Raw genomic sequence first — 20,669 nt, forward strand, 5'->3', positions numbered from 1 at the left:
GCGCCGCCTGCATCAGCACCATCTCCGCCGCCTGCTGACGCCGTGCATGGGGCGAGGTTTGAGGTGCACTTCGCCCCATGCAGAACCCACCCAATCGCACCGGATGTACGAATCGAAAGGGAGTCAGATGGCAATCGAAATCACCCACGTCCGCTTCGGCGGCACCATCAAGACTGAGGACGAAATCGTCCGCTACCGATGGAAGAACACCGGCACGGGCACCACCGGCGAGAGCGATAAGCCGACGCTGGTCGCTTGGGTAGAAAGCAACCCTGGCGCAGCGGTCGTGGGCAGCGGCACGAACCGAGTCCAGGTCGGCGTCGTTGACCCCGTGCGCGGCCGGAAGTACCTGCGGACCTACGCAGATGGCAAATGGACGAACAACCTCGTCAATTTGCCCACCTTCTGACCGTAGGAGCTCAAAGCATCACCCCTGCTGTCATCGGAATCAGGGCGAGCAACAACCAGCAGCGCCGTTGGGCGAATTGTGCGCTGCTCACCCCAACGAGTGTGGGAGTTCCTCGAACCGGGATCGTGTCAATTTAGTGCGTGACGCTCATGGGTGGAGTGTGACGAGGATTTCGGCTGCCTCTCGTTGGGGTGGTGTCGGCGCGGTGAGCTCGTGGCAGTCGATGCTGATCGTGATGTCCCGGAGCGACCGCACCGCGCGGACGATGCGGCGGACGGTGAAGCCGGTCGACTTGTAGAGGTGTCGGCTGATCGCGAGGGCGGTGAACACGATGGTGGGGTGCGCGTGGATCGAGTCCGCGGTCGACGCGAATATCGGTCTCGCGCGCAGGTCGGTCTTGGCCATCCGGAACGTCGCCTCGACCTGGAACAGGTCGTGATACGCCGTCACGACTTCCGCTGCACTGGCGGTGGCGATGCTGAGGTTGGTGACGTACCCGTGGGCGCCCAGCCACAGTTCTGCCTCGGGTCGCTCGATGGCCTCCTTACCGGACAAGCGCGAGATGCCGCCGGGGATACCCCCGGCGTAATCGCGCGGTTCGTTGCTGATCGGAACGAGCTGCGTCGTCATGAGCGTCCTTTCGTTGGATGTGAAGGGACGGATGCCGGAACTCAAGGCCTGGTACCAGACACCTTCGAAGTTCTGGTGCACCGATCCGGCGCCGTCCGGGCTCTGAAAGTCTTGGAACCCTCACGTCCGCACCACGTCGAAGCCGGTCTCCGCAGCAGCATCGAGCACGGCGTCGACCATCGCCTCGGTCTTGTAGTCGAGGTAGTAGAGGTTTGTCCCGGCGAACTCGTACTGCATGCCGCCCTGCCACAGCTTGCCCACTGTCGCGGTGATGAAGGGTGTCGTCAAGGTGCGAGTAAGGCCGGCGCTGCGGTGCCGACCAGCCCCGCAGCGACGACCGCCGCGATGATGGTTGCGCCGAGTCGTCTGCTCGGCCGCCTATTGCTGCGTGTCATCGTTGACCTCCTGGTTGTGGACCGTGGCGGCAGTCGCCGCCAGCAGATCCTCGGCGCCGGATCCGAGGTGACACCACGATCAGCTGTCGAGTGCGGCGACGGAGATGTGGCTCTGAAGGGGGTGCCCGTTCGCCAGAAGCGGCAAAAGGGCGGCGCCGTCGAGGCCCGTACCGCGTGCGTCCTCGATGTGTACGTGCGGTCGCGCCTCGCCAGTCAGCTCCTCGAAGCGGGTCCTGATCTGGTCGGAGCGGAAGACGCCGCCGACAGCGCTGACATATTCATCAGCGTCCGGCTGGAACGGGTCGGAAACGTTGTCGAGCGCGGCGATCACAGACCTCGACAGCTCACGGGCGGCGCGAAGCGAGATCTGGGCTGCTGCTGCGTCCGTTCCAGCCAGACCTGTGACGGCCTCGGCGAACGAGGCCACGACTCGCACCCTGTCCGGATCGGACTGCAGGTCGATGTAGGCGTCTTCGATGTTCGGCCAGCGCTCGCGTACTACGTCGGTGAGCGCAGTCGGCCCTTCCCGGCCGTCGTAGGCGCGCATTGCGGCTTCGAGTGCCTCGCGTCCGATCCAGTATGCGCTTCCGGCGTCGCCCATGATATGGCCCCACCCGTCAACGCGCGTGACCCGGGTCGCGCCCACCCCGAGGGTGACAACGCCGGTGCCGGCGGCGATCACCGCGCCACGACGGTCACCGAGCGAACCAAGGAAGGACGTGACGGAGTCATGAGCGAGGAGCACCTGTCGGGTGCCGAGCGCGCCGAGCATCGCGAGAAGGTGTGCGGCGTCGGCGTCGGGAGCGGTGAGGCCCGAGACGCCCAGCGACACGACGTCCAGTGGCGCGTCGACCTCCTCGTGCAGGGCCTGGGCGATCTGTGCGAGCTGTGGCAGCAGCGGCTCGTGCGTCCGGACGCCCGGGTAGAGCCGGTCCACACCGTCGCCGTCGCGCTCGACGCGCACCTTCGTTGCGGTCTGTCCGGCGTCGACGGCAAGCCGAATCCCGGTCGCGGTGGGGGCGCTCATCGTGCTTCGCCCTTCCAGGTCGCGTACTGGGTCGTCATGTAGGAGGCGGCGGGCTTTCTTTCGGGGCAGTAGTCGTCGTTCTCCGCCGCAGCTTCGGGCGGGTAGAGCGCTGCGGGCCAGTCCCACAGCATGAGACCGCGCACCCAGTCGCGGTCGCGGCAGGACCGGAACATCTCCTCGTAGTGGCGGAACTGCGCATGACCCGAGGGGGCGCCGATGAGATTCCAGTCGTTGGGGACCTGAGAGGCGGGGTCCACCTTGTCGACGAGCAGGGCGATATCGCGTACGAGAGACTCGGCGGTCACGGTCACGTCCACTCCCCCGTCGACTGCCACGGTCGTCACTGTGGTCCGGGCTGCGCGCAGGGCGCTGTCGCGGGGCTCGGCGAGGAACCACGCGCCGCGCGCGCCTGGCGCGGCGGCCGTGATCAGCTCGGCCGTGGCGTCGGCGGCGGTCGCGGCATCCGTGTCGATCTCGATGGTCTGCGTCGAACGCGGGCCGATGTCGATCACAATCCGCTGTTTGCGAGCGCACGACCGTCGAAGCCGCGCCGGGTCACGACGAGCTCGCCCTTCCACGCGTCGGCGCCCTCGTTGGTGAGGACGGCGGAGAGCCCCGACTCGAGCGGCTGGATCGTCACGGCGCGCGCGGCGAAGTTGTTCTTCAGCGACCATTAGCCAGTCCTCTCGGGTGCGTAGCGGGCGACCGGCGCAGAGCGTGCGACGACGGCGCGAAGCTCCCCCAGGTCGGGGGCGACCTCGCCGGCTGCGCGGGCCTGGACGAGCAGGTTCCCCATCGCGGTCGCCTCGACCGGACCGGCTACAACGGGGAGGCCGGTCCGGTTCGCGGTGGCCTGACACAGCAAGGTGTTCTGGGCCCCGCCGCCCACGATGTGGATGACGTGGATCTCGACGTCGGCGAGCACAGCGGCCTGCTCGACGGTGGTGGCGAATGCCGCGGCCAGGCTCTCCACGATGCTCCGGACGATTTCGTCCCTCCCTTGCGGCACAGGCTGTTCGTGCTGACGGCACCAGGCGCGGATGCGACCCGGGATGTCGCCCGGCGGCAGGAAGACCGAGTCGTCCGCGTCGAAGACGGGCACAGGTCCGCGGACTCGGCCGGCCTGCTCGAGCAGTTCGCTGAGCAGGCTGGAGCGCTGCGCATCGGTCGCGCCCGGCTCCCAGTGCCGCAACGACTCCGACAGCAGCCAGAGACCCATCACGTTGTGCAGGAATCGCGTGCGACCGTCGACGCCGCCCTCGTTCGTGAAGTTCGCGAGCCGTGCGTCCTCTGTGAGGACGGGCCGGTCGAGCTCGAGTCCCACCAGGCCCCACGTACCGCAGGAGATGTAAGCGAACTGGCCGCCCGGATTGGGGATCGCGACCACAGCCGAGGCCGTGTCGTGCGAGCCGACGGCGACTACCTCGAGTGCCCGCCCTACGGACAGCGCCGCGGCGGGATCGAGGGCGCCCAGGGTCGTTCCCGGGTCGACGAGCGGCGGCAGAATGCGACTGGGGATGCCGAGCTCCTCCGCAAGGCGCACGTCCCACTCGCGGGTCCCCGGGTCGAGCAGCCCTGTGGTGGAGGCGTTGGTGCGCTCGGCGACCTCTGCACCGGTGAGCCAGTAGGTCAGCAGGTCGGGGATGAGCAGCATCCGGTCGGCCATGCCGAGCAGATCGCCCTCGGCGGCGAGCTGGAAGAGCGTGTTGAACGGGAGGTGCTGGAGCCCGTTCCGCTGATACAGGTCAGCGGGACCGACGATGTCATGCACGGCGGCCACGCCCGCTTCGTTCCGAGCGTCGCGGTAGTGGAACGGCATCCCGAGCAGTCGGCCCCCTCGCATCAGGCCGTAGTCGACGGCCCATGAGTCGATGCCCACGCTCGCGATCTCACCGGGCGCATCCCGCTCAGCGGCCGCGAGACCGAGCAGCAGCTGCCGGTAGAGTTCCAGCACGTTCCAGTGCAGTCCGTCACGGGTGCGCACCGGGTCATTGCCGAAGCGCGCGAGATGCGTGGTCCGCAACAGCCCGTCGGCGACCCGGCCCACGATGACCCGGCCGCTCGTGGCGCCCAGATCGACAGCGGCGAATGCCCGGCTCATCGCAGGAAGGCCGCGGCGACGCCGGAGTCGACCGGGATGTGCAGACCGGTCGTGCGCGAGAGCTCGGGCCCGGTCAGCACGTAGACGGCGTCGGCGACGTTCTCGGGGACGACCTCGCGCTTGAGGATCGTGCGGTTCGCGTAGAACTGGCCGAGATCCTTCTCCTCGACGCCGTAGGTGGCGGCGCGGTTGGCGCCCCAGCCCGAGGCGAAGATGCCCGAGCCGCGCACGACGCCGTCGGGGTTGATGCCGTTGACGCGCACTCCGTGCTCGCCGAGCTCGACCGCGAGGAGGCGCACCTGGTGCGCCTGGTCGGCCTTCGTCGCCGAGTAGGCGATGTTGTTCGGGCCGGCGAACACCGAGTTCTTCGACGAGATGTAGATGATGTCGCCGCCCATGCCCTGCGCGATGAGAGCGGATGCGGCGGCCTTCGACACGAGGAAGGAGCCCTTCGCCATCACGTCGTGCTGCAGATCCCAGTCCTTCTCGGTGGTCTCCAGCAGCGGCTTCGACAGCGACAGGCCGGCGTTGTTCACGACGAGGTCGACACCGCCGAACGCGAGCACGGTCGCGTCGATCGCGGCCTGCACGCCCTCGGCGTCGGCGACGTTCGCGGCGACGCCGATCGCGACGTCCGTGTTCCCGAGCTCCGCGGCGACGGCCTGCGCCTTCTCGAGGTCGAGATCGGCGACGACGACGCACGCGCCCTCCGCCGCGAGCCGGCTCGCGATCGCCTTGCCGATGCCGGAGGCGGCGCCGGTGACGAACGCGACACGTCCCTGATGCGAGGTCGGCTTCGGCATCCGCTGCAGCTTCGCCTCTTCCAGCGCCCAGTACTCGATGCGGAACTTCTCGGCGTCCGAGATCGGCGAGTAGGTCGACAGCGCTTCGGCGCCGCGCATCACGTTGATCGCGTTGACGTAGAACTCGCCCGCGACGCGCGCGGTCTGCTTGTTCGCGCCGAACGAGAACATGCCGACGCCGGGCACGAGCACGATGAGCGGGTCGGCGCCGCGCATCGCGGGCGACTCGGGCAGCGCGTGCGCGTCGTAGTAGGCCCGGTAGTCGGCGCGGTAGGCCTCGTGCAGCTTCTTCAGGCGCGCGATCGAGTCCTCGACCGACGCGTCGGCCGGAAGGTCGAGCAGCATCGGCTTGACCTTGGTCCGCAGGAAGTGGTCGGGGCAGCTGGTGCCGAGCTCGGCGAGCGCCGGAGCCTTCTCGGAGGCGAGGAAGTCGAGCACGACGTCGGAGTCGGTGAAGTGGCCGACCATCGCCTTGTCGGTGGACGCGAGCCCGCGGATCGTGGGGGCGAGGGCGGCGGCCTTCGCGCGGCGCTCGGCCTCGGCGAGGCCCTCGAACCCGGCGCGCACGCCGCCGAACGGGTCGGCCTTGCCGTTGGCGTCGATGTAGGCCTGCGCCGTCTGGATGATCCACAGCGAGTTCGCCTCGGCCTCTTCGGACGTGTCGCCCCACGCGGTGATGCCGTGGCCGCCGAGGATCGTGCCGATCGCCTGCGGGTTGGCAGCCTTGATGTCCGAGATGTCCAGGCCCAGCTGGAAGCCGGGGCGGCGCCACGGCACCCACACGACCTTGTCGTCGAAGATCTTGGCGGTGAGCTCCTTGCCGTCGAGCGCCGTCGCGATCGCGATGCCGGCATCCGGATGCAGGTGATCGACGTGCGCCGCATCCACCAGCCCGTGCATGGCGGTGTCGATCGACGGCGCGGCACCGCCCTTGCCGTGCAGGCAGTAGTCGAACGCGGCGACCATCTCGTCCTCGCGGTCCACGCCCGGGTACACGTCGACCAGCGCGCGCATACGATCCAGCCGCAGCACCGCGAGGCCCTGAGGCTTCAGCGTGCCGAGGTCGCCGCCCGAGCCCTTCACCCACAACAGCTCCACCGGCTCACCCGTGACCGGGTCGATCTCAGTGCCCTTCGCGGACGTGTTGCCGCCCGCGTAGTTCGTGTTCGCAGGGTCGGCGCCGAGGCGGTTCGACCGGGCGATCAGGTCACTGACGGTCTGGTTGGTCATCTCTTCGGTTCCTCTGTCGTAGTGAGAATCTGTTCGGTCGTCACAGATGGCGGGTCAGGGTCCGTCAGCGGTAGCCATCCGTGACGACTGAAGCGGGTGGTCGATCACGCGCCCCAGCCGGCCTGGGTGCCGCCGACGCGGTCGGCGGCGATCTGCTCGCGGTATCCGGATGCGGCGTACGCGGCCATCGGGTCGGCGGCAAGGCCGCGGGACTCGCGCCACTCGGCCAGCGCGGGACGCACGTCGGTGTAGAACGCGTCCATCAGGATCGCGTTCGCGGCGAGCACGTCGTTCGCGGTCTGCGCGGCGTCGAGCGCCTCGCGGTCGACGAGGAGGGCGCGCGCGGTCATCTCCTGCACGTTCAGCACCGAGCGGATCTGGCCGGGGATCTTGTCCTCGATGTTGTGGCACTGGTCGAGCATGAACGCCACGTCGGGGCTGTTCAGACCGCCGCCGCGGATCACCTCGGTGAGGATGCGGAACAGCTGGAACGGGTCGGCCGCACCCACGATCAGGTCGTCGTCGGCGTAGAAGCGCGAGTTGAAGTCGAACGAGCCGAGCTTGCCGAGGCGCAGCAGCTGCATGACGATGAACTCGATGTTGGTGCCCGGCGCGTGGTGGCCGGTGTCGAGGCACACCATCGCGCGCTCGCCGAGGGCCGCGACCTGCACGTACGACGTGCCCCAGTCCGGGACGTCGGTGTGGTAGAACGACGGCTCGAAGAACTTGTACTCGAGCACCAGGCGCTGCTCGCCGGTCAGGCGCGCGTAGATCTGCTGCAGCGAGTCCTGCAGGCGGTCCTGGCGGGCGCGCATGTCGTTCTGACCCGGGTAGTTCGAGCCCTCGGCGAGCCAGATCTTCAGGTCGCGCGAGCCCGTCGCATCCATGATGTCGATGCACTCGAGGTGGTGATCGATCGCCTTCCGACGGATCGTCTCGTCGTGGTGCGTCAGGGCACCGAACTTGTAGTCGTCGTCCTGGAACGTGTTCGAGTTGATGGTGCCGAGCGCAACGCCGAGGTCTTCCGCGTGCTTGCGAAGCTCCGCGTAGTCCGAGACCTTGTCCCACGGGATGTGCAGCGCGACGCTCGGCGCGAGAGCCGTGTAGCGGTGCACCTGTGCGGCATCCGCGATCTTCTCGAACGGGTCGCGAGGCGTTCCCGGCGTCGCGAACACCTTGAAGCGAGTGCCCGAGTTTCCGAACGCCCAGCTCGGCAGTTCGATCGCCTGCTTCTCCAGGACAGAGAGGATGTCGGGAGTGAGTGTGCTCACGATGCGGAGTTTTCCCGATCGGTGGCAGCGGATGCCGTCAGCTGGTCGTGCAAATTGAAGACTTCCGTAAGGGTCGTGGCGGCCTGGTCAGCGCGGCCCTCCAAACCAACAAAGAACTCGGCCATGGATGCCTCCCAACGAGCGGCAACAGGGGATGCGGCGAGATATGCGCGAGCCGCCTCGTCGTCGTCTGTTTCGTAGTAGCCGAAGAGGGTGCTGCGCTCGCGGTCGAGGAAGATCGAGTAATTCCGTCGGCCCGCAGCCGTGATCTCGGCCAGCATGTCCCTCCACACAGGGGTGTGCCGCTCGACGTAGGCGTCGAGCAGCTCGGGGCGCACCTCCAGCGTGAACGCAATGCGGGGCATGGCAATCCTTTCGTGGTTTCGCGGGGTCGTCGCGATCAGCTCATCTGACGTCGATGTGAATCGGTCCAACCATGAATCGTTTCAAAGCATATTGTTGCCCACAGGATCCGTCAAGCGATCCCGTCCGCCGCGTCGATCCGGACGGTGTCGAACATGCTGAATGGTCCCGACAAGGTAGCACCGGCCCCGCGTGACCCGCGCCGAGGTCGATCGACTCAGTTCCGTCCGCAACGGCTCGGCCCGTCAGCTCCGCGCTGGCCGGCGCCGGAGCATCGGCCTCGTTTGCGCCTCTAGCCCGAGCTGGTTGTGCGGGCCATGATCCGCCGCGGGGTTCCGCCAGCGGAGCGCGTAACCGGTCCGTGACTTGACCGACGGGCGACGGATGCCTACAGTTGCCCTGAATCGAACCTGAATCGATTCATACCCGATCCCCAGCACCCTCAACGAGGAGGAACCCCCGTGCCGAGCACAGACGCACCAGTGGTCCTCGAGCTCTCGGAGGTCGTCAAGTCGTTCAGCGCCGTCGTGGCGCTGCGCTCCGCCAGCCTGCGGTTGCAGGCTGGCTCGATCCACGCCCTCATCGGCGAGAACGGCGCCGGCAAGTCCACGTTGGTGAAGATCGTCGCCGGCCTCTACCGCCGCGACGCCGGCGAGTTCCGACTCAACGGCGAGGACGTCGACTTCACCTCCACCGCCCAGTCGAAGGCCGCGGGCGTCGCGGTCATCTACCAGGAGCCGACGCTCTTCCCCGACCTCTCGGTCACCGAGAACATCTTCATGGGCCGCCAACTCACCGGGCGCTTCGGACGCATCGACCGTAAGGCGATGCGGCGCGAGGTCGAGCGCCTCTTCACCCGGCTCGGTGTCGCCATCGACCCCGACCGCCCCGCCGAGGGCTTGTCGATCGCCGACCAGCAGGTCATCGAGATCGCCAAGGCGGTCTCGCTCGACGCGAAGGTGCTGATCATGGACGAGCCCACCGCGGCCCTGTCTGGCGTCGAGGCCGAGCGCCTCTTCGCGATAGCCCGGAGCCTGCGTGACGAGGGCCGCGGCCTGATCTTCATCTCCCACCGCTTCGACGAGGTGTTCGCGCTCTGCGACACGGTCACCGTGATGCGCGACGGCTCCTACATCGCTACGACACCGATCGCCGAGACCACCCCGGGCGACCTCGTGCGGCAGATGGTCGGCCGCGAGGTCACCGAGCTCTTCCCCAAGCAGCAGACCGTCGTCGGTGAGCCGCTGCTCGAGGTCGATGGGCTCACCACACCCGGCGTCTTCCACGACATCAGCTTCACCGTCCGCGCCGGCGAGATCGTCGGGCTCGCGGGCCTCGTCGGCGCCGGGCGCAGCGAGGTCGCTCGAGCGGTCTTCGGCGTCGACCAGTACCGCGAGGGCACCGTCACACTCAAGGGCCGCCGCATCCGCCGCGGCCGGCCCACCGAGGCGATGCGGGCCGGACTCGCCCTAGTGCCCGAGGACCGCCGCAAGCAGGGGCTCGTCATCGACGCGGGAGTCGGCCGCAACATCACTATGGCGATCCGCCGCGAGCTGGCGCGCTTCGGGCTCATCACCACCGGCCTCGAGAACCGCGCCGCCCGGGTCTGGGCGAGCCGGCTGGAGGTGAAGTCGTACGCGCTCGACACCGTCGCGGCGACCCTCTCCGGCGGCAACCAGCAGAAGGTCGTTCTCGCGAAGTGGCTCGCCACGAAGCCCGACGTCCTCATCGTCGACGAGCCGACGCGAGGCATCGACGTCGGCACGAAGGCCGAGGTCCACCGACTCTTGTCGCAGCTCGCAGGCGAGGGCATGGGCATCCTCATGATCTCGTCCGAGCTGCCCGAGGTGCTCGGTATGGCCGACCGCGTGCTGGTGATGCGCGAGGGGCGCATCACTGCCGAGATCGACCGAGCAGACGCCACCAGCGAGAACGTGATGTTCGCCGCCACCCACGCATCGGAGCAGCACTCGTGACCTCCTCTCCCCCCACCACTGTGATCCCCGTCTCCCGGATCACCAAGCACATCGGCGCCCTCGGCAAGGCGCGCGAGTTCGGCATCCTGATCGCCCTCGTGCTGGTCGTGGTCGCTGCGACCACGATGAACCCGAGCTTTCTGTTCTCGGCCGACGGTTGGCGCGACCTGCTGCTGACCCCGTCGATCCTGGTGCTCGTCGCCGCCGGGCAGGCGATTGTCATTATCACCCGCAACGTCGACCTCTCGGTCGGCTCGGTGATGGGCTTGTCGGCCTACCTCACGGGGCGCCTCTTCATCGACGTGCCCGGCCTGCCCATCCCCGCCGTCGTGCTGTTCGCCGTGCTGTTCGGCGCCTTCCTCGGCCTCATCAACGGCTCTCTCGTCGCGTTCGCCCGGGTGCCCGCCATGGTGATCACGCTTGGCACGCTGTACGCCTACCGCGGTATCAACGTGATGTGGGCCGGATCGACCCGCGTGAACGCGTCGGACATGCCGAAGGAGTTCCTCGCCATCGGCACCAGGCAGTTCCTCACGATCCCGATCCTCGCGATCGTCGCCCTCGTCATCCTCTCCGCCGCGGCCTGGTACATGCGCAACACGCGCGGTGGGCGCGAGTACTACGCGATCGGCTCCGACCCGGCCGCGGCAGAGCTCTACGGCCTGCGTGTCACCCGTCGTGTGCTTACCGCCTTCATCCTGTCCGGCGCGCTCGCCGGCCTCGCCGGCGTCTTCTACGTCGCGCGATACGGCACCGTTAGTTCGCAGGCCGGCGCCGGCTGGGAGCTCGACGCCGTCGGCGCGGCCGTCATCGGCGGCGTCGCGATTACCGGCGGCATCGGCACGGTCTGGGGAGCTGCGATCGGCGCCGTTTTGCTCACGACTATCAACCGGGCCCTGCCGATCCTCGGCATCCCCGACTTCTGGCAGCGCGCCGTCGTCGGCGTGCTCATCATCGGTGCCATCGTGCTCGACCGCATCCTCGCGGTGCGGCAAAGACAGCGGCTCATCGAGGCGAGGGACGAATCATGACCATGACATCCATCCCGGCGACCCCGCCCACGACGACGAACCGTGTGAGCCGCGACTACGAGAAGCCGCTCTGGCGGCGGGTGCTGCTCACCCGCGAGATGGCGATCGTGGCGCTTCTTATCCTCGTCGTCGCCTACGCGATGCTCACGGTGCGCGGCTTCGCGCAGCCGATCACGCTCAACTACCTGCTGCTCGACATCGCGCCGATCCTGTTGGTAGCGCTGCCGATGACCCTCGTCATGATCACCGGCGAGATCGACCTCTCGGTCGGCAGCATGGTGGGCCTCGCGAGCGTCGTCACCGGCGCGGGCGTGCACGCCGGGCTGCCCTTCGAGCTCGCCGCGGTGCTCGCGCTCCTCGTCGGCGCGGTTGGCGGCGCGCTCAACGGCTTCCTCGTGACCGTCGTCGGCCTGCCCTCGCTCGCCGTCACGATCGGCACGCTCGCACTCTTCCGCGGCCTCGCGGTGGGCCTGCTCGGCACTACCGCGGTCACCGACTTCCCCGAGGTGTGGACCGCCCTCGCGAAGGCGAAGATCGCCGGCACCACGATCCCGTACATCATGATCCCCTTCCTGATCCTGCTCGTGGCTTTCGTGGTGGTGCTCCACTTCACGCCCTTCGGCCGCGGCATCTACGCGATCGGGCAGTCGAAGGATGCCGCGCGCTTCTCGGGCGTGCACCTGGAGCGCACGAAGTTCCTGCTCTTCATGACGGCCGGCCTCGTCGCGGCAATCGCGGGCGTCTTCTATACGCTGCGCTTTGGCAGCGCCCGCGGCGACAACGCCACCGGCCTCGAGCTTCAGGTCATCGCAGCGGTCGTACTCGGCGGGGTCTCCGTCTTCGGCGGACGCGGCCAACTTTACGGCGTCGTCGCCGCGGTGCTCCTGATCGGGGTGCTCTCGAGCGCCCTCCGCCTCGCGAACGTCACCTCCGATGTGATCAACGTGATCACCGGCACCCTGCTGGTGGCCTCGGTCGTCAGCGGGAGCCTGCTCGCCTGGCTGCAGAGGACCCGACGACGACGGCCCGGCCCTCCCACACCCGTCGCAGCGCCCACAGCATCTTGACGACGCTGCGTCCCCCGGCCGACGGCACCCGTCGCGGTCGCCAGCACGAAAGGAATAGAAGAACAATGAAGTTTGCACACAAGCGTGCGACCGCCGTGGCCGCGGCCGCGGTGGCGGTCGCGCTCGCCCTCACCGGCTGCGCCGACACCGGCTCCTCGGACGCCGGCCCGGGCGAGGGCGGCGGTAGCAGCGATAACCTCGCGATCACCTTCCTCCCGAAGAGTCTCGGCAACCCCTACTTCGACACCTCGAGCATGGGCGGCAAGGCGGCCGTCGAGGAGCTCGGCGGCACCTTCGCCGAGGTCGGCCCGGCCGAGTCGGGGCCGGACGCGCAGGTGAGCTACATCAACACCGCCACCCAGCAAGGCGTCGGCTCGCTCGTCGTCTCAGCCAACGACCCGAAGGCGATCTGCGACGCGCTCAACGAGGCCCGCGACGCGGGTGTCAAGGTCGTCACTTTCGACTCCGACACGAACCCCGACTGCCGCGACTTGTTTGTGAACCAGGCGACCGCTGACGGCATCGCCAAGGTGCAGGTCGACCTCATCGCTGAGCAAATCGGAGACGAGGGCGAGATCGCCATCGTCTCCTCGACGGCGAACGCCACGAACCAGAACACCTGGATCGACACGATGAAGGAGCTGCTCGCCGCGGAGCACCCGAACATCACGCTGGTGGACGTCGTGTACGGTGACGACGACGAGCAGATCTCGTTCGACAAGACTGCGGCCGTGCTGCAGTCGCACCCGAACCTCAAGGGCATCATCTCGCCGACCACGATCGGCATCTCGGCGGCCGCACGCTACCTGTCCACCTCGGAATACAAGGGCAAGGTCGCGCTGACCGGTCTCGGCACGCCGAACCAGATGCGCGAGTACGTCGAGGACGGCACCGTCACCGCGTTCGCGCTGTGGAACCCCGAGGACCTCGGCTACCTCTCCGCGTACGCTGCGCAGGCCCTGATCACCGGTGAGATCACCGGCGCCGAGGGCGACACGTTCGAGGCCGGGGAGCTCGGGTCGTTCGAGGTCGGCGCGGACTCCACCGTGCTGCTCGGTGACCCGTACGTGTTCGACAAGGACAATATCGACGACTTCGACTTCTGAGTCGTCGGCGACGCCGCACTGCGCGCCGCGACATCCACGCAGAGGCACGCCGGTTGGGGGGCGGATTCAAGGGATCGTCGCAACACCGATTGAACTCAGCAGTTCTAGCAAGACGCTCGGCTGGAGTATTCCAGCCGAGCGTCTTGCGTGGGCGGCCGTTGAGTGTTGGGCGACGTGCTCGAGATCTTCCGGCCCGTAGACCGACAGGTCCCTGCCCTTCCGGAAGTACGCGCAGCAGCCCATTGGTGTTCTCGTTCGACCCGCGCTGCCAGGGTGATGTCTGGTCGCAGAAGTAGACCGGGACGCCGGTCGCGATCTTGAAGGCTTTGTGCTCAGCCATCTCCGCGCCCTGATCCTAGGTCAACGACCCGCACAAATGCCCGGGCAGCGTCCCGATCATCGTCTGCAGAACATCAGGGACGTCGAGGACGGAGTGGTCACCGGGGAGGTGTCCGAGCATCACGTATCGGGTGGAGCGCTCGCCGAGCGTGATGATCCCGGTCTGCTTCTTCTCCCCGGTGATCAGATCAGATCACCTCCCCGGTGCCCGGGAACGGTGCGGTCCTCAATCTCCGCGGCCGATCGCTGATCATGATCGGATCAACAAACTGCTCGTGCGATGCTCCGGAGAATTGTGCGGGACGCGGCGAGCCCGACCCGTCCGCAACGCCTGGACAACCTCCCGCCGGAGCCCACCGCGGGCCTGGAAATCGAGGGCCTGACAGATCGTCTCCGGGCTCACTCTCACGCCATCATCATCTGGATGGTCTTCGCAGATCCGGCTGCGGATCTGCTTCGCGACAGCCCGTCCACCACGTAATCCCGCAACGCTCCCGGCTGGGCAAGCTTCGGGCGTGCCCCTGCCGCTGCGGAGGCGCGATGCGCGGCATGCGGCAGATAACGACCATCGATCACGTGCGCGTCCAACTCGCGCATGATCGTCGGCGCCGGCCGACTCATTTCCCGCCCGATCGCCCGCCCGATGCAGGTCGGCAATCTTCTCCCTGTCAACCACGACAACAATCGAGTGCTGATCTTCTCCGGGGCGTGAGACGGGGCGATGGTCATGGTCTCCATCGTGGTGCGGCCGGTCGTGTAATCGACACGTCGCCCGTCCGGATAGACCCGCGGATTCCGCGAGTGCCTGACCCCGCGATCCAAGTCCCGCCCGTCCGCTCATGGGTCCGACCCGAGCCGCGGCCTCCCGCTGCGAGAACCTTCGGTCCCCGACCGCGCAAACTCCTACCCAGGATCCGGCCGCGCCGGGCACATGCCATCGAAACGGAACCCCGACGCCGTCGCCCAACCCCCAGCCGTGTGCCGGTTGATCCCCAGCTCGCGCGCAGCAAGCGTGACACTACCCACCGACTCCGACAACGTCAGAAACTGCGCCCGACGCACCCTCTCCTCCGAAAACGACACGGTGGTCGCAACCCCCGAAACTCGGGGCGTTGCGACCAGCGTTAGAACCCCAGGATCGACCGGGGCGCTTGTGCGTCGCGGGTGCGGGCGCCGGGGCGCGCCGGGGACGCGCGAAGGCTGCGCGGCTCAGCCCTGCTCGGCGAGCGTCGCGACCCAGCCGATGAGGTGGGAGAGGAGCGGCTCGGCGTTCTCCATGTCGAGCCGGCGCGGGTCTGCGCCGAACACGCCGTGCAGCGGGTGGTCGGCGCGGTGCCGGTCCTGGCCGTAGGGGTCCTCGCCAGCGGGAGCCGGGTGCGCCGCGGGATCGGGTAGGGCGTCGACATGCACCAGCTCGGGCGAGAGAGCGTGCAGCAGCAGCGACTCGAAGCGTCCGGCGTGGTCCGGGGCGACCGGCGGCGTGGACGCCTGACCGAGGGTCCGGGCGACGGCGCGCAGCGGGGCATCCGTCGCGTTCCAGAGCTCGGCCACCCGCTCGACCAGCTCGCGCTGCTCCTCGGCGAAGTGGCCGCTCAGGATGACGGCGCGCCGCACGCCCAGCTCGGAGAGCCGGGCGAGGCTCTCGCCGAGGAGCGCTTCGATCGCCTGCGGGGTGTCGCTCATGATCGTCCAGGGGTAACGCAAGTGCTCGCCGCCGACCGCCTGGTAATACGCGGGGAGCACGACGCCGCCATGTCGCTCGGCGGCCCGCAGGCAGATGCCGTAGGCGGTGAGCGCGTCGAGGCCGATCGGCAGGTGCGGGCCGTGGAACTCGAGTGAGCCGAGCGGCAGGTAGGCGACCGAGGCGCGCGCCAGGCGCGCCTCGATCTGCTCGGGGCTCAGCCGCTCGATCGCGGGGGAAACGGCGCTGGCGGTGCTCATACGTAGAAGTTCCTCTCCCACCCGAAACCGGCGAGCTGCTCGCGCAGCCCCTCGGCGAGACCGAGCCCGTCGGCGAAGGACAGATTGCGAGCGATGCGCCGCTGCGAAGTCATGCCGACGATCGCGGTCGAGACCTCGCGGCGGTCGAGCACGAACCGCACGGCGGCCTCGTCGAGGCCGTCGTAGTACGGCGCCGTAACGGTCTTGATCGCCTCGACCCGTTCGAGGGTCTCGGCGAATCGCTCGCCGCGGAACATGGTCTTCAGCACCGAGTCATCCGCCCACTGCGCGTAGCTGTCCGGCGTCCAGGCGCCGCTCAGCGAGCCGGAGTCGAGCGCGACGCGCACGATAATCGCGGTGCCGGACGCGGCCGCCGCCGGCAGCAGCGCCTGCTCGGGCCGCTGCTCGAAGAGGTTGTAGATGACCTGGATCGAGTCGACGAGCCCCGACTCGGCGAGGGCGACGCCCTCGTCCGCGCGGTAGTCGCGCAGCGAGACGCCGATGCGGTCGATCTTGCCTTCGGCGCGTAGCTCGTGAAGGGTCTCCAGCCAGCCGAGCTCCTGCATGCCACGCGGCATCCAGCAGTGCAGCTGGTAGAGGTCTATGCGCTCGACGCCAAGGCGGTGCAGGGACTGCTCGGTCTGGGCGCGAAGGTACTCGGGACGGTAGGCGGCGGCGATGTCCGGGTCGTCGACCGAGGGGTTCGGCCACTCGGGCGGCTGCACCTTCGTGGCGACGTAGACGCGCTCGCCGCCCCACTCGCGCAGCGAGCGGCCGACCACCTCCTCGCTATGGCCGGAGCCGTACATCTCTGCGGTGTCGACGAAGTTGATACCACGCTCGTAGGCGTCGAGCAGGGCGCGGACGGAGGCGTCGTCGTCGACGGGCCCCCACTGCCCGCCGAGTTGCCAGGCACCGAACGACACCTCGCTGATCTCCCACCCTGTGCGACCGAACGGTCGGCGATGAACGGTCATGTGCTGGTGCGCTCCTTCACGCTCGGGGACGCGCGCACTGCGCGCGGCGACGCACGCAAGTGCGCGCGACGCTCTCGAATCTACGAAGCCCGGATGCCCGGCGGAGGGCGCCGGAACGCGGAAACATGGATTGGACGAGCAGGGCCCGCCGCAGGATCACGGCCGTACGGTGTCGCGGGCGAACTGGGTGGGCGCGACCCCGTACGCCCGCCGGAACGCACGCGAGAAGTAGAGCGGGTCGGGGTAACCGACGAGCTGCGCCACTTCGCTCACCCTCATGCCGGTGGTGCGCAGAAGGCTGCCGGCCTCGCGCATGCGGACGTGTCGGATCCACGCCTGCATGGACTCACCGGTGTGTCGGGTGAACAACCGCTGCGCGGTCGTCTCGCTGCACCTGGCGGCCTCGGCGACCCGGGCGACGGTCAGCGGCTCGGCGATGTGATGGCGGATGAACGTCATCATGAGCTCGAGCGAGCCGGGCACCGCGGTCTGCTGCGAGTGGCTGTCGGCCCAGGCGGCGTTCTCGAACAGGATGAGCCGGCCGAGCGCCCGGAAGTACTCTTCATCGAAGGCGCCCTCGCCGAGCCGCTCGATCGCGATGGTGCCGAACTCGGTGATGCGTCGGGCCGCGGCGTTCCGCATGGTCGACAGCCCTGGGCGGAACGCCGCGGCGTCGCCATGCCTCGCCGGGTCGTCGAGCAGCGGGTCGCCCGGGAGATGGGCGACCCGCGGGATGACGGGCGCCGAACGGTCGTAGCGGGGCACGACGTGCAGGGTGCCAATATGGAACGGCCCGCGCCGATTGGCCTGGTACTCGACGTGATGGTGCCACGGCAGCCGCACGACGTGCTGCCCTTCGACCGTCCAGCTCTGCCCGCCGGCGCGGATCTCACCGCCGCCGCTCACGATCCAGATGAACGAGACGCTCAGCACGTGCGGGTTCACGATCTGCTCGCCCGAGGTGAAGCGGTACCAGTTCGCCCCGACGACCACGGGGTCGTCGTCGGGGTGCAACAGCGTCACATCGACCATGGTAGGTCGCACGAGCGTCAGGCGGCGGCCCCCAGTCGAACCGTCACGGTGCCCGCCTCGTATACGGCGACGGGGTGCGCGAAGGGCTGTGGGGTGAGCTGCTCAGCGTCGACGAGCGCGAGCTCGGGGAACGACTCGAGCAGGGCGGTGATCGCCTCGCGGATCTCGACCCGGGCGATCTGCTGGCCGATGCATCCGTGGATTCCGTAGCCGAAGCCGAGGTGGCCGAACGCATCGCGGGTGACATCGAACTCCTCGGAGCGCGCGCCCCAGTGGCCGGGGTCGCGGTTCGCCGCGACCGGCGAGACCGACACCGAGGTGCCGGCCGGGATGCGCGTGCCCTCGACCTCGACATCTTCGAGTGCGGTGCGGGCGAAGAGCGTCACGAACATGGCGCCGACGCGCATGAACTCCTCGACGGCGGGGCGGATCTGCGCGGGGTCGGCACGGAGGATCGCGAGCTGCTCGGGGTTCGTCAGCAACGCGACGGAGGCGGTCGCGATGAGGTAGGCGACGGAGTCGCGGCCGGCCCCCATGAGGAGGCGCAGCAGCGCCTCGATCTCGACGCGATCGAGCTCGGGGTCCTGCAGCAGGTCGGTGATGACATCCTCGCCAGGGGAGTCCCGGCGCTCCTCGAGGAGGGCGCGGATGAAGTCGTACTTCTGCTGCGCCGTCGACTCCTCGACGAAGAGTGAGACGAAGCGTTCGTAGTGGTGCTCGGGGATGCCGATGATGTGGCAGTGCGTGCGCGCCGAGATCGGCATGGCGTAGTCGTGCCGGAGGTCGACGACCGAGCCACGCTCGCGGAGCGCCGTGATCTGCTCGGCGACCATGGCGCGGATCCACGGCTCGCGGGCGCGCGCCTGGCGCACCGAGAAGCGGGCTGTGACCGCGCGGCGGAGCTTCGCGTGCTCCTGGCCGTCGAGGTTCAGGAGGTTCAGCTCGTCGGACGCCTGCCCCGAGGCATCCAACTCGCCCGGCGCCTCGAGCGGCACGGCGGCGCTTTCGGCCTTGCCCTCTTCACCGTGCGCAGGTGGACCGACCGGCATCCGCGAAGGGCGCATGCTGAAGCGCGGATCCTGCAGCACGGCGACGGCCGCCTCGTAGCGGGTGGCGACGAGACCCTCGTGGCCGTCCTGGAAGTCGAGCGGCACGAAAGCGCCCTCCTCGCGCCAGGCGGCGAGCTGCGGGGACGGCGTGAGTGGTGTGCCATCGCCGGGGAGCGAGCGGGAGTGGAACGGGCATTCGGCGGGGATCGTCATCGATCTGGTCTCTTTCAGGCGTGGAGGACGAGGGGACGGGTGGTGACGACGGCCGCGCGGGCCGTGCGGAAGTCGCGGGGCGGAGCGTTCCAGCCGACGATGCCGCGCAGTTCGCCGGCGAGATCGTGGCTGCTGTAGACGGTGCCGGTCGAGTCAGAGGTCTTCGGCAGCTCGGCGAGCGGTCGCTCGGGGTCGAACCAGCCGTAGGCGTGGATGCGGGTGCCGTGGATCTCGGACCAGAACAGTGGCACCGGCTGCGCGCGCTCGGCGCCGTGCGCGATGCGGCCGGCGACGGCGATGGCCTGCTCGATGGCGTTGCTCTGGTGTTCGACGCGGCGGTGGCAGCCTGTGATCGGGTCGAGCCACGCGGCGACGTCGCCGACGGCGGAAATGCCGGGGGCGGCCACGCCGAACGGGTCGCAGGCGATGCCGTTGGCGAGGTCGAGCGTCGAGGAGACCAGCCACTCGGTGCACGGGGTTCCGCCGATCATGGTGACGACGAGGTCAAACGCGCGCGTGGAGCCGTCGTCGAAGGTGAGTTCGGCAGCACCGGCGCCGGCGGGCCTGGCGGCAGTGACCTCGGCACGGAGCGCGAGTTCGATGCCGTGCGCCAGGTGCAACCGGGAGAGCTCCTCACTCAGCAGCGTGCCGACCCCGCCGAAGCCGAGCGCGCCCGAGCGGCCGACTAGCAGCACTTCCGAATCGCGCTTGCGCGCCGCGCTCGCGATCTCGGAGCCGAGGATGCCGGAGCCGATCACCGCCACGCGGCCGGCCGCGTCCATGCGCTCGCGCAGGCGAAGGGCGTCGTCCATGGTACGGAGCGTGGATGCCTCGGGCAGCACGGGGTGCGGCCGGGGTTGCGTGCCGGTCGCGATGACGAGCTCGTCGAACGCAAGCGGGCCGTCGGCGGTGTGGAGTATGCGGGCGTCGACGTCGAGCCCGGTCGCGCGGCGGCCGGTGAGCACGCGGATGTCGAGCAGGTCGAGCTCGCTGGCCGTGCGGATGGCCGCCTGCTCGGGTTCCCACTCGCCCGCGAGGATTTGCTTCGACAGCGGCGGGCGGGCGTACGGCAGGCGCGTCTCGTCGCCGAGGAGGGTGATCTCGCCGGCGAAGCCCTCCTCGCGCAGGGTCTCGGCGACGGTCAGACCGCCGATCGATGCGCCGACAATGACGACGCGCTCGGGGGTCCTCATGGCTTGGCGAGCGCGATCGCGCGGGCCGGGCACAGGCGCACGGCGCGGATCGCGGCGTCGAGGTCCGGGCCCTGCGGGTCCGGCTCAAGCAGCAGAACGATGCCGTTGTCGTCCTGATCGAACACGTCGGGGGCGACGAGGGCGCACTGCCCGGCGCCGACGCAGGCGTCGGCCTGGACCAGGATGCTCATCGGTACTCCTCTGTACTAGGTGCAATGGAGTCAATCCAAGCCGTGCAGGGCACTGAATCACATGCCTCGCGGACCCAGAACATGGACTGGACGATCACTGGCTCCTCGGGTTGTGAGGGCAAGAGCGTGCGCAGCGTCCGTACTGCGACCAGGTGGCGCGCAACGCCGGCCACCGCATCGACTGATCGTCTGGCGCGTTCGAGGAGCTCAACGATGAGGGCTCACGCGGAGCCTGCGCGAGCGACAACGTGGAGCCGCAAGACGGCGGCGTCACCGTCTGAGCCGTGGTGGCGACAGAGCCGCGAACTCCGCGCCGCACAAGATC

At 68.8% G+C, this 20,669-nt stretch carries 18 protein-coding genes and 3 pseudogenes; 5 read left to right on the forward strand and 16 right to left on the reverse strand.

Annotation, left to right across the window (positions count from 1 at the left end):
- Positions 1-127: 127 nt before the first annotated feature.
- Complete coding sequence (locus BJ991_RS00045) at positions 128-409, forward strand: DUF3892 domain-containing protein (protein WP_179486438.1); 282 nt, start codon at positions 128-130, stop codon at positions 407-409.
- Positions 410-556: 147 nt separating this feature from the next.
- On the opposite strand, the pseudogene BJ991_RS00050 reads toward BJ991_RS00045, so the two are convergent.
- The 9 genes and pseudogenes from BJ991_RS00050 to BJ991_RS00085 all read right to left on the reverse strand — a co-directional run.
- Positions 557-916 (reverse strand): annotated as a pseudogene (locus BJ991_RS00050) (IS1634 family transposase); the annotation flags it as partial.
- A 243-nt stretch (positions 917-1,159) separates the two neighbouring features.
- On the reverse strand, positions 1,160-1,327 hold the full coding sequence (locus tag BJ991_RS00055) for a hypothetical protein (RefSeq protein WP_179486440.1): 168 nt from the start codon (positions 1,325-1,327) through the stop codon (positions 1,160-1,162).
- A 186-nt stretch (positions 1,328-1,513) separates the two neighbouring features.
- On the reverse strand, positions 1,514-2,461 hold the full coding sequence (locus BJ991_RS00060; RefSeq protein ID WP_179486441.1) for an N-acetylglucosamine kinase: 948 nt from the start codon (positions 2,459-2,461) through the stop codon (positions 1,514-1,516).
- Complete coding sequence (locus BJ991_RS00065; RefSeq protein WP_179486442.1) at positions 2,458-2,973, reverse strand: glycoside hydrolase family 113; 516 nt, start codon at positions 2,971-2,973, stop codon at positions 2,458-2,460. Before BJ991_RS00065 ends, BJ991_RS00060 begins: the two co-directional genes overlap by 4 nt.
- Complete coding sequence (locus tag BJ991_RS18540; RefSeq protein ID WP_281363918.1) at positions 2,970-3,101, reverse strand: hypothetical protein; 132 nt, start codon at positions 3,099-3,101, stop codon at positions 2,970-2,972. Before BJ991_RS18540 ends, BJ991_RS00065 begins: the two co-directional genes overlap by 4 nt.
- A 33-nt stretch (positions 3,102-3,134) precedes the next feature.
- On the reverse strand, positions 3,135-4,562 hold the full coding sequence (locus BJ991_RS00070; protein WP_179486443.1) for a rhamnulokinase: 1,428 nt from the start codon (positions 4,560-4,562) through the stop codon (positions 3,135-3,137).
- On the reverse strand, positions 4,559-6,595 hold the full coding sequence (locus BJ991_RS00075; protein ID WP_179486444.1) for a bifunctional aldolase/short-chain dehydrogenase: 2,037 nt from the start codon (positions 6,593-6,595) through the stop codon (positions 4,559-4,561). The genes BJ991_RS00070 and BJ991_RS00075 overlap by 4 nt, the downstream gene beginning before the upstream one ends.
- A gap of 104 nt (positions 6,596-6,699) precedes the next feature.
- Positions 6,700-7,866, reverse strand: coding sequence for an L-rhamnose isomerase (gene rhaI, locus BJ991_RS00080; protein WP_179486445.1), 1,167 nt, complete (start codon positions 7,864-7,866; stop codon positions 6,700-6,702).
- The gene (locus BJ991_RS00085) at positions 7,863-8,231 is read right to left on the reverse strand and encodes an L-rhamnose mutarotase (protein WP_179486446.1); all 369 of its coding nucleotides are present in this window, start codon (positions 8,229-8,231) and stop codon (positions 7,863-7,865) included. Before BJ991_RS00085 ends, rhaI begins: the two co-directional genes overlap by 4 nt.
- Before the next feature lie 459 nt (positions 8,232-8,690).
- Between BJ991_RS00085 and BJ991_RS00090 the strand changes: the two genes are divergently transcribed.
- From BJ991_RS00090 to rhaS, 4 genes are all read left to right on the forward strand, one after another.
- The gene (locus BJ991_RS00090; protein ID WP_179486447.1) at positions 8,691-10,205 is read left to right on the forward strand and encodes an ATP-binding cassette domain-containing protein; all 1,515 of its coding nucleotides are present in this window, start codon (positions 8,691-8,693) and stop codon (positions 10,203-10,205) included.
- Entirely contained in the window at positions 10,202-11,236 is a 1,035-nt protein-coding gene (locus tag BJ991_RS00095) for an ABC transporter permease (RefSeq protein WP_425487514.1), read from the forward strand. Before BJ991_RS00090 ends, BJ991_RS00095 begins: the two co-directional genes overlap by 4 nt.
- Positions 11,237-11,238: 2 nt before the next feature.
- Positions 11,239-12,303 (forward strand): ABC transporter permease, encoded by a 1,065-nt coding sequence (locus BJ991_RS00100; protein ID WP_179492324.1) that lies wholly within the window; start codon positions 11,239-11,241, stop codon positions 12,301-12,303.
- A gap of 65 nt (positions 12,304-12,368) precedes the next feature.
- Entirely contained in the window at positions 12,369-13,409 is a 1,041-nt protein-coding gene (rhaS, locus tag BJ991_RS00105) for a rhamnose ABC transporter substrate-binding protein (RefSeq protein WP_179486448.1), read from the forward strand.
- A 109-nt stretch (positions 13,410-13,518) separates the two neighbouring features.
- On the opposite strand, the pseudogene BJ991_RS18870 reads toward rhaS, so the two are convergent.
- The 7 genes and pseudogenes from BJ991_RS18870 to BJ991_RS00140 all read right to left on the reverse strand — a co-directional run.
- A pseudogene (locus BJ991_RS18870) lies at positions 13,519-14,679 on the reverse strand (IS30 family transposase); the annotation flags it as partial.
- Positions 14,680-14,957: 278 nt separating this feature from the next.
- Positions 14,958-15,689: a creatininase family protein gene (locus tag BJ991_RS00115; RefSeq protein WP_179486449.1), complete on the reverse strand. Its 732-nt coding sequence runs from the start codon at positions 15,687-15,689 to the stop codon at positions 14,958-14,960.
- Positions 15,686-16,666 carry an aldo/keto reductase gene (locus BJ991_RS00120; protein ID WP_179486450.1) on the reverse strand — a complete coding sequence of 327 codons (981 nt, stop codon included), beginning with the start codon at positions 16,664-16,666 and terminating at the stop codon, positions 15,686-15,688. The genes BJ991_RS00115 and BJ991_RS00120 overlap by 4 nt, the downstream gene beginning before the upstream one ends.
- Positions 16,667-16,822: 156 nt before the next feature.
- Positions 16,823-17,689 (reverse strand): helix-turn-helix domain-containing protein, encoded by an 867-nt coding sequence (locus BJ991_RS00125; protein ID WP_179486451.1) that lies wholly within the window; start codon positions 17,687-17,689, stop codon positions 16,823-16,825.
- 26 nt (positions 17,690-17,715) lie between these two features.
- On the reverse strand, positions 17,716-18,960 hold the full coding sequence (locus BJ991_RS00130; protein WP_179486452.1) for a cytochrome P450: 1,245 nt from the start codon (positions 18,958-18,960) through the stop codon (positions 17,716-17,718).
- Between the two features lie 14 nt (positions 18,961-18,974).
- The gene (locus BJ991_RS00135) at positions 18,975-20,153 is read right to left on the reverse strand and encodes an NAD(P)/FAD-dependent oxidoreductase (RefSeq protein WP_179486453.1); all 1,179 of its coding nucleotides are present in this window, start codon (positions 20,151-20,153) and stop codon (positions 18,975-18,977) included.
- Positions 20,150-20,347, reverse strand: a pseudogene (locus BJ991_RS00140) (ferredoxin); the annotation flags it as partial. The gene BJ991_RS00135 and the pseudogene BJ991_RS00140, both read right to left, overlap by 4 nt.
- Between the last annotated feature and the right edge of the window lie 322 nt (positions 20,348-20,669).

This window comes from Microbacterium immunditiarum, from assembly GCF_013409785.1.
GTDB classification, from domain to species: Bacteria; Actinomycetota; Actinomycetes; order Actinomycetales; family Microbacteriaceae; genus Microbacterium; species Microbacterium immunditiarum.

Excerpts from the sequence above, each read along its gene's own strand:
- BJ991_RS00045 (WP_179486438.1), top strand. The coding sequence starts at position 128 with ATGGCAATCGAAATCACCCACGTCCGCTTCGGCGGCACCATCAAGACT.
- BJ991_RS00120 (WP_179486450.1), bottom strand. The coding sequence starts at position 16,666 with ATGACCGTTCATCGCCGACCGTTCGGTCGCACAGGGTGGGAGATCAGC.
- BJ991_RS00070 (WP_179486443.1), bottom strand. The coding sequence starts at position 4,562 with ATGAGCCGGGCATTCGCCGCTGTCGATCTGGGCGCCACGAGCGGCCGG.
- BJ991_RS00100 (WP_179492324.1), top strand. The coding sequence starts at position 11,239 with ATGACATCCATCCCGGCGACCCCGCCCACGACGACGAACCGTGTGAGC.
- BJ991_RS00075 (WP_179486444.1), bottom strand. The coding sequence starts at position 6,595 with ATGACCAACCAGACCGTCAGTGACCTGATCGCCCGGTCGAACCGCCTC.
- BJ991_RS00130 (WP_179486452.1), bottom strand. The coding sequence starts at position 18,960 with ATGACGATCCCCGCCGAATGCCCGTTCCACTCCCGCTCGCTCCCCGGC.
- BJ991_RS00135 (WP_179486453.1), bottom strand. The coding sequence starts at position 20,153 with ATGAGGACCCCCGAGCGCGTCGTCATTGTCGGCGCATCGATCGGCGGT.
- rhaS (WP_179486448.1), top strand. The coding sequence starts at position 12,369 with ATGAAGTTTGCACACAAGCGTGCGACCGCCGTGGCCGCGGCCGCGGTG.
- BJ991_RS00085 (WP_179486446.1), bottom strand. The coding sequence starts at position 8,231 with ATGCCCCGCATTGCGTTCACGCTGGAGGTGCGCCCCGAGCTGCTCGAC.
- BJ991_RS00060 (WP_179486441.1), bottom strand. The coding sequence starts at position 2,461 with ATGAGCGCCCCCACCGCGACCGGGATTCGGCTTGCCGTCGACGCCGGA.
- BJ991_RS00115 (WP_179486449.1), bottom strand. The coding sequence starts at position 15,689 with ATGAGCACCGCCAGCGCCGTTTCCCCCGCGATCGAGCGGCTGAGCCCC.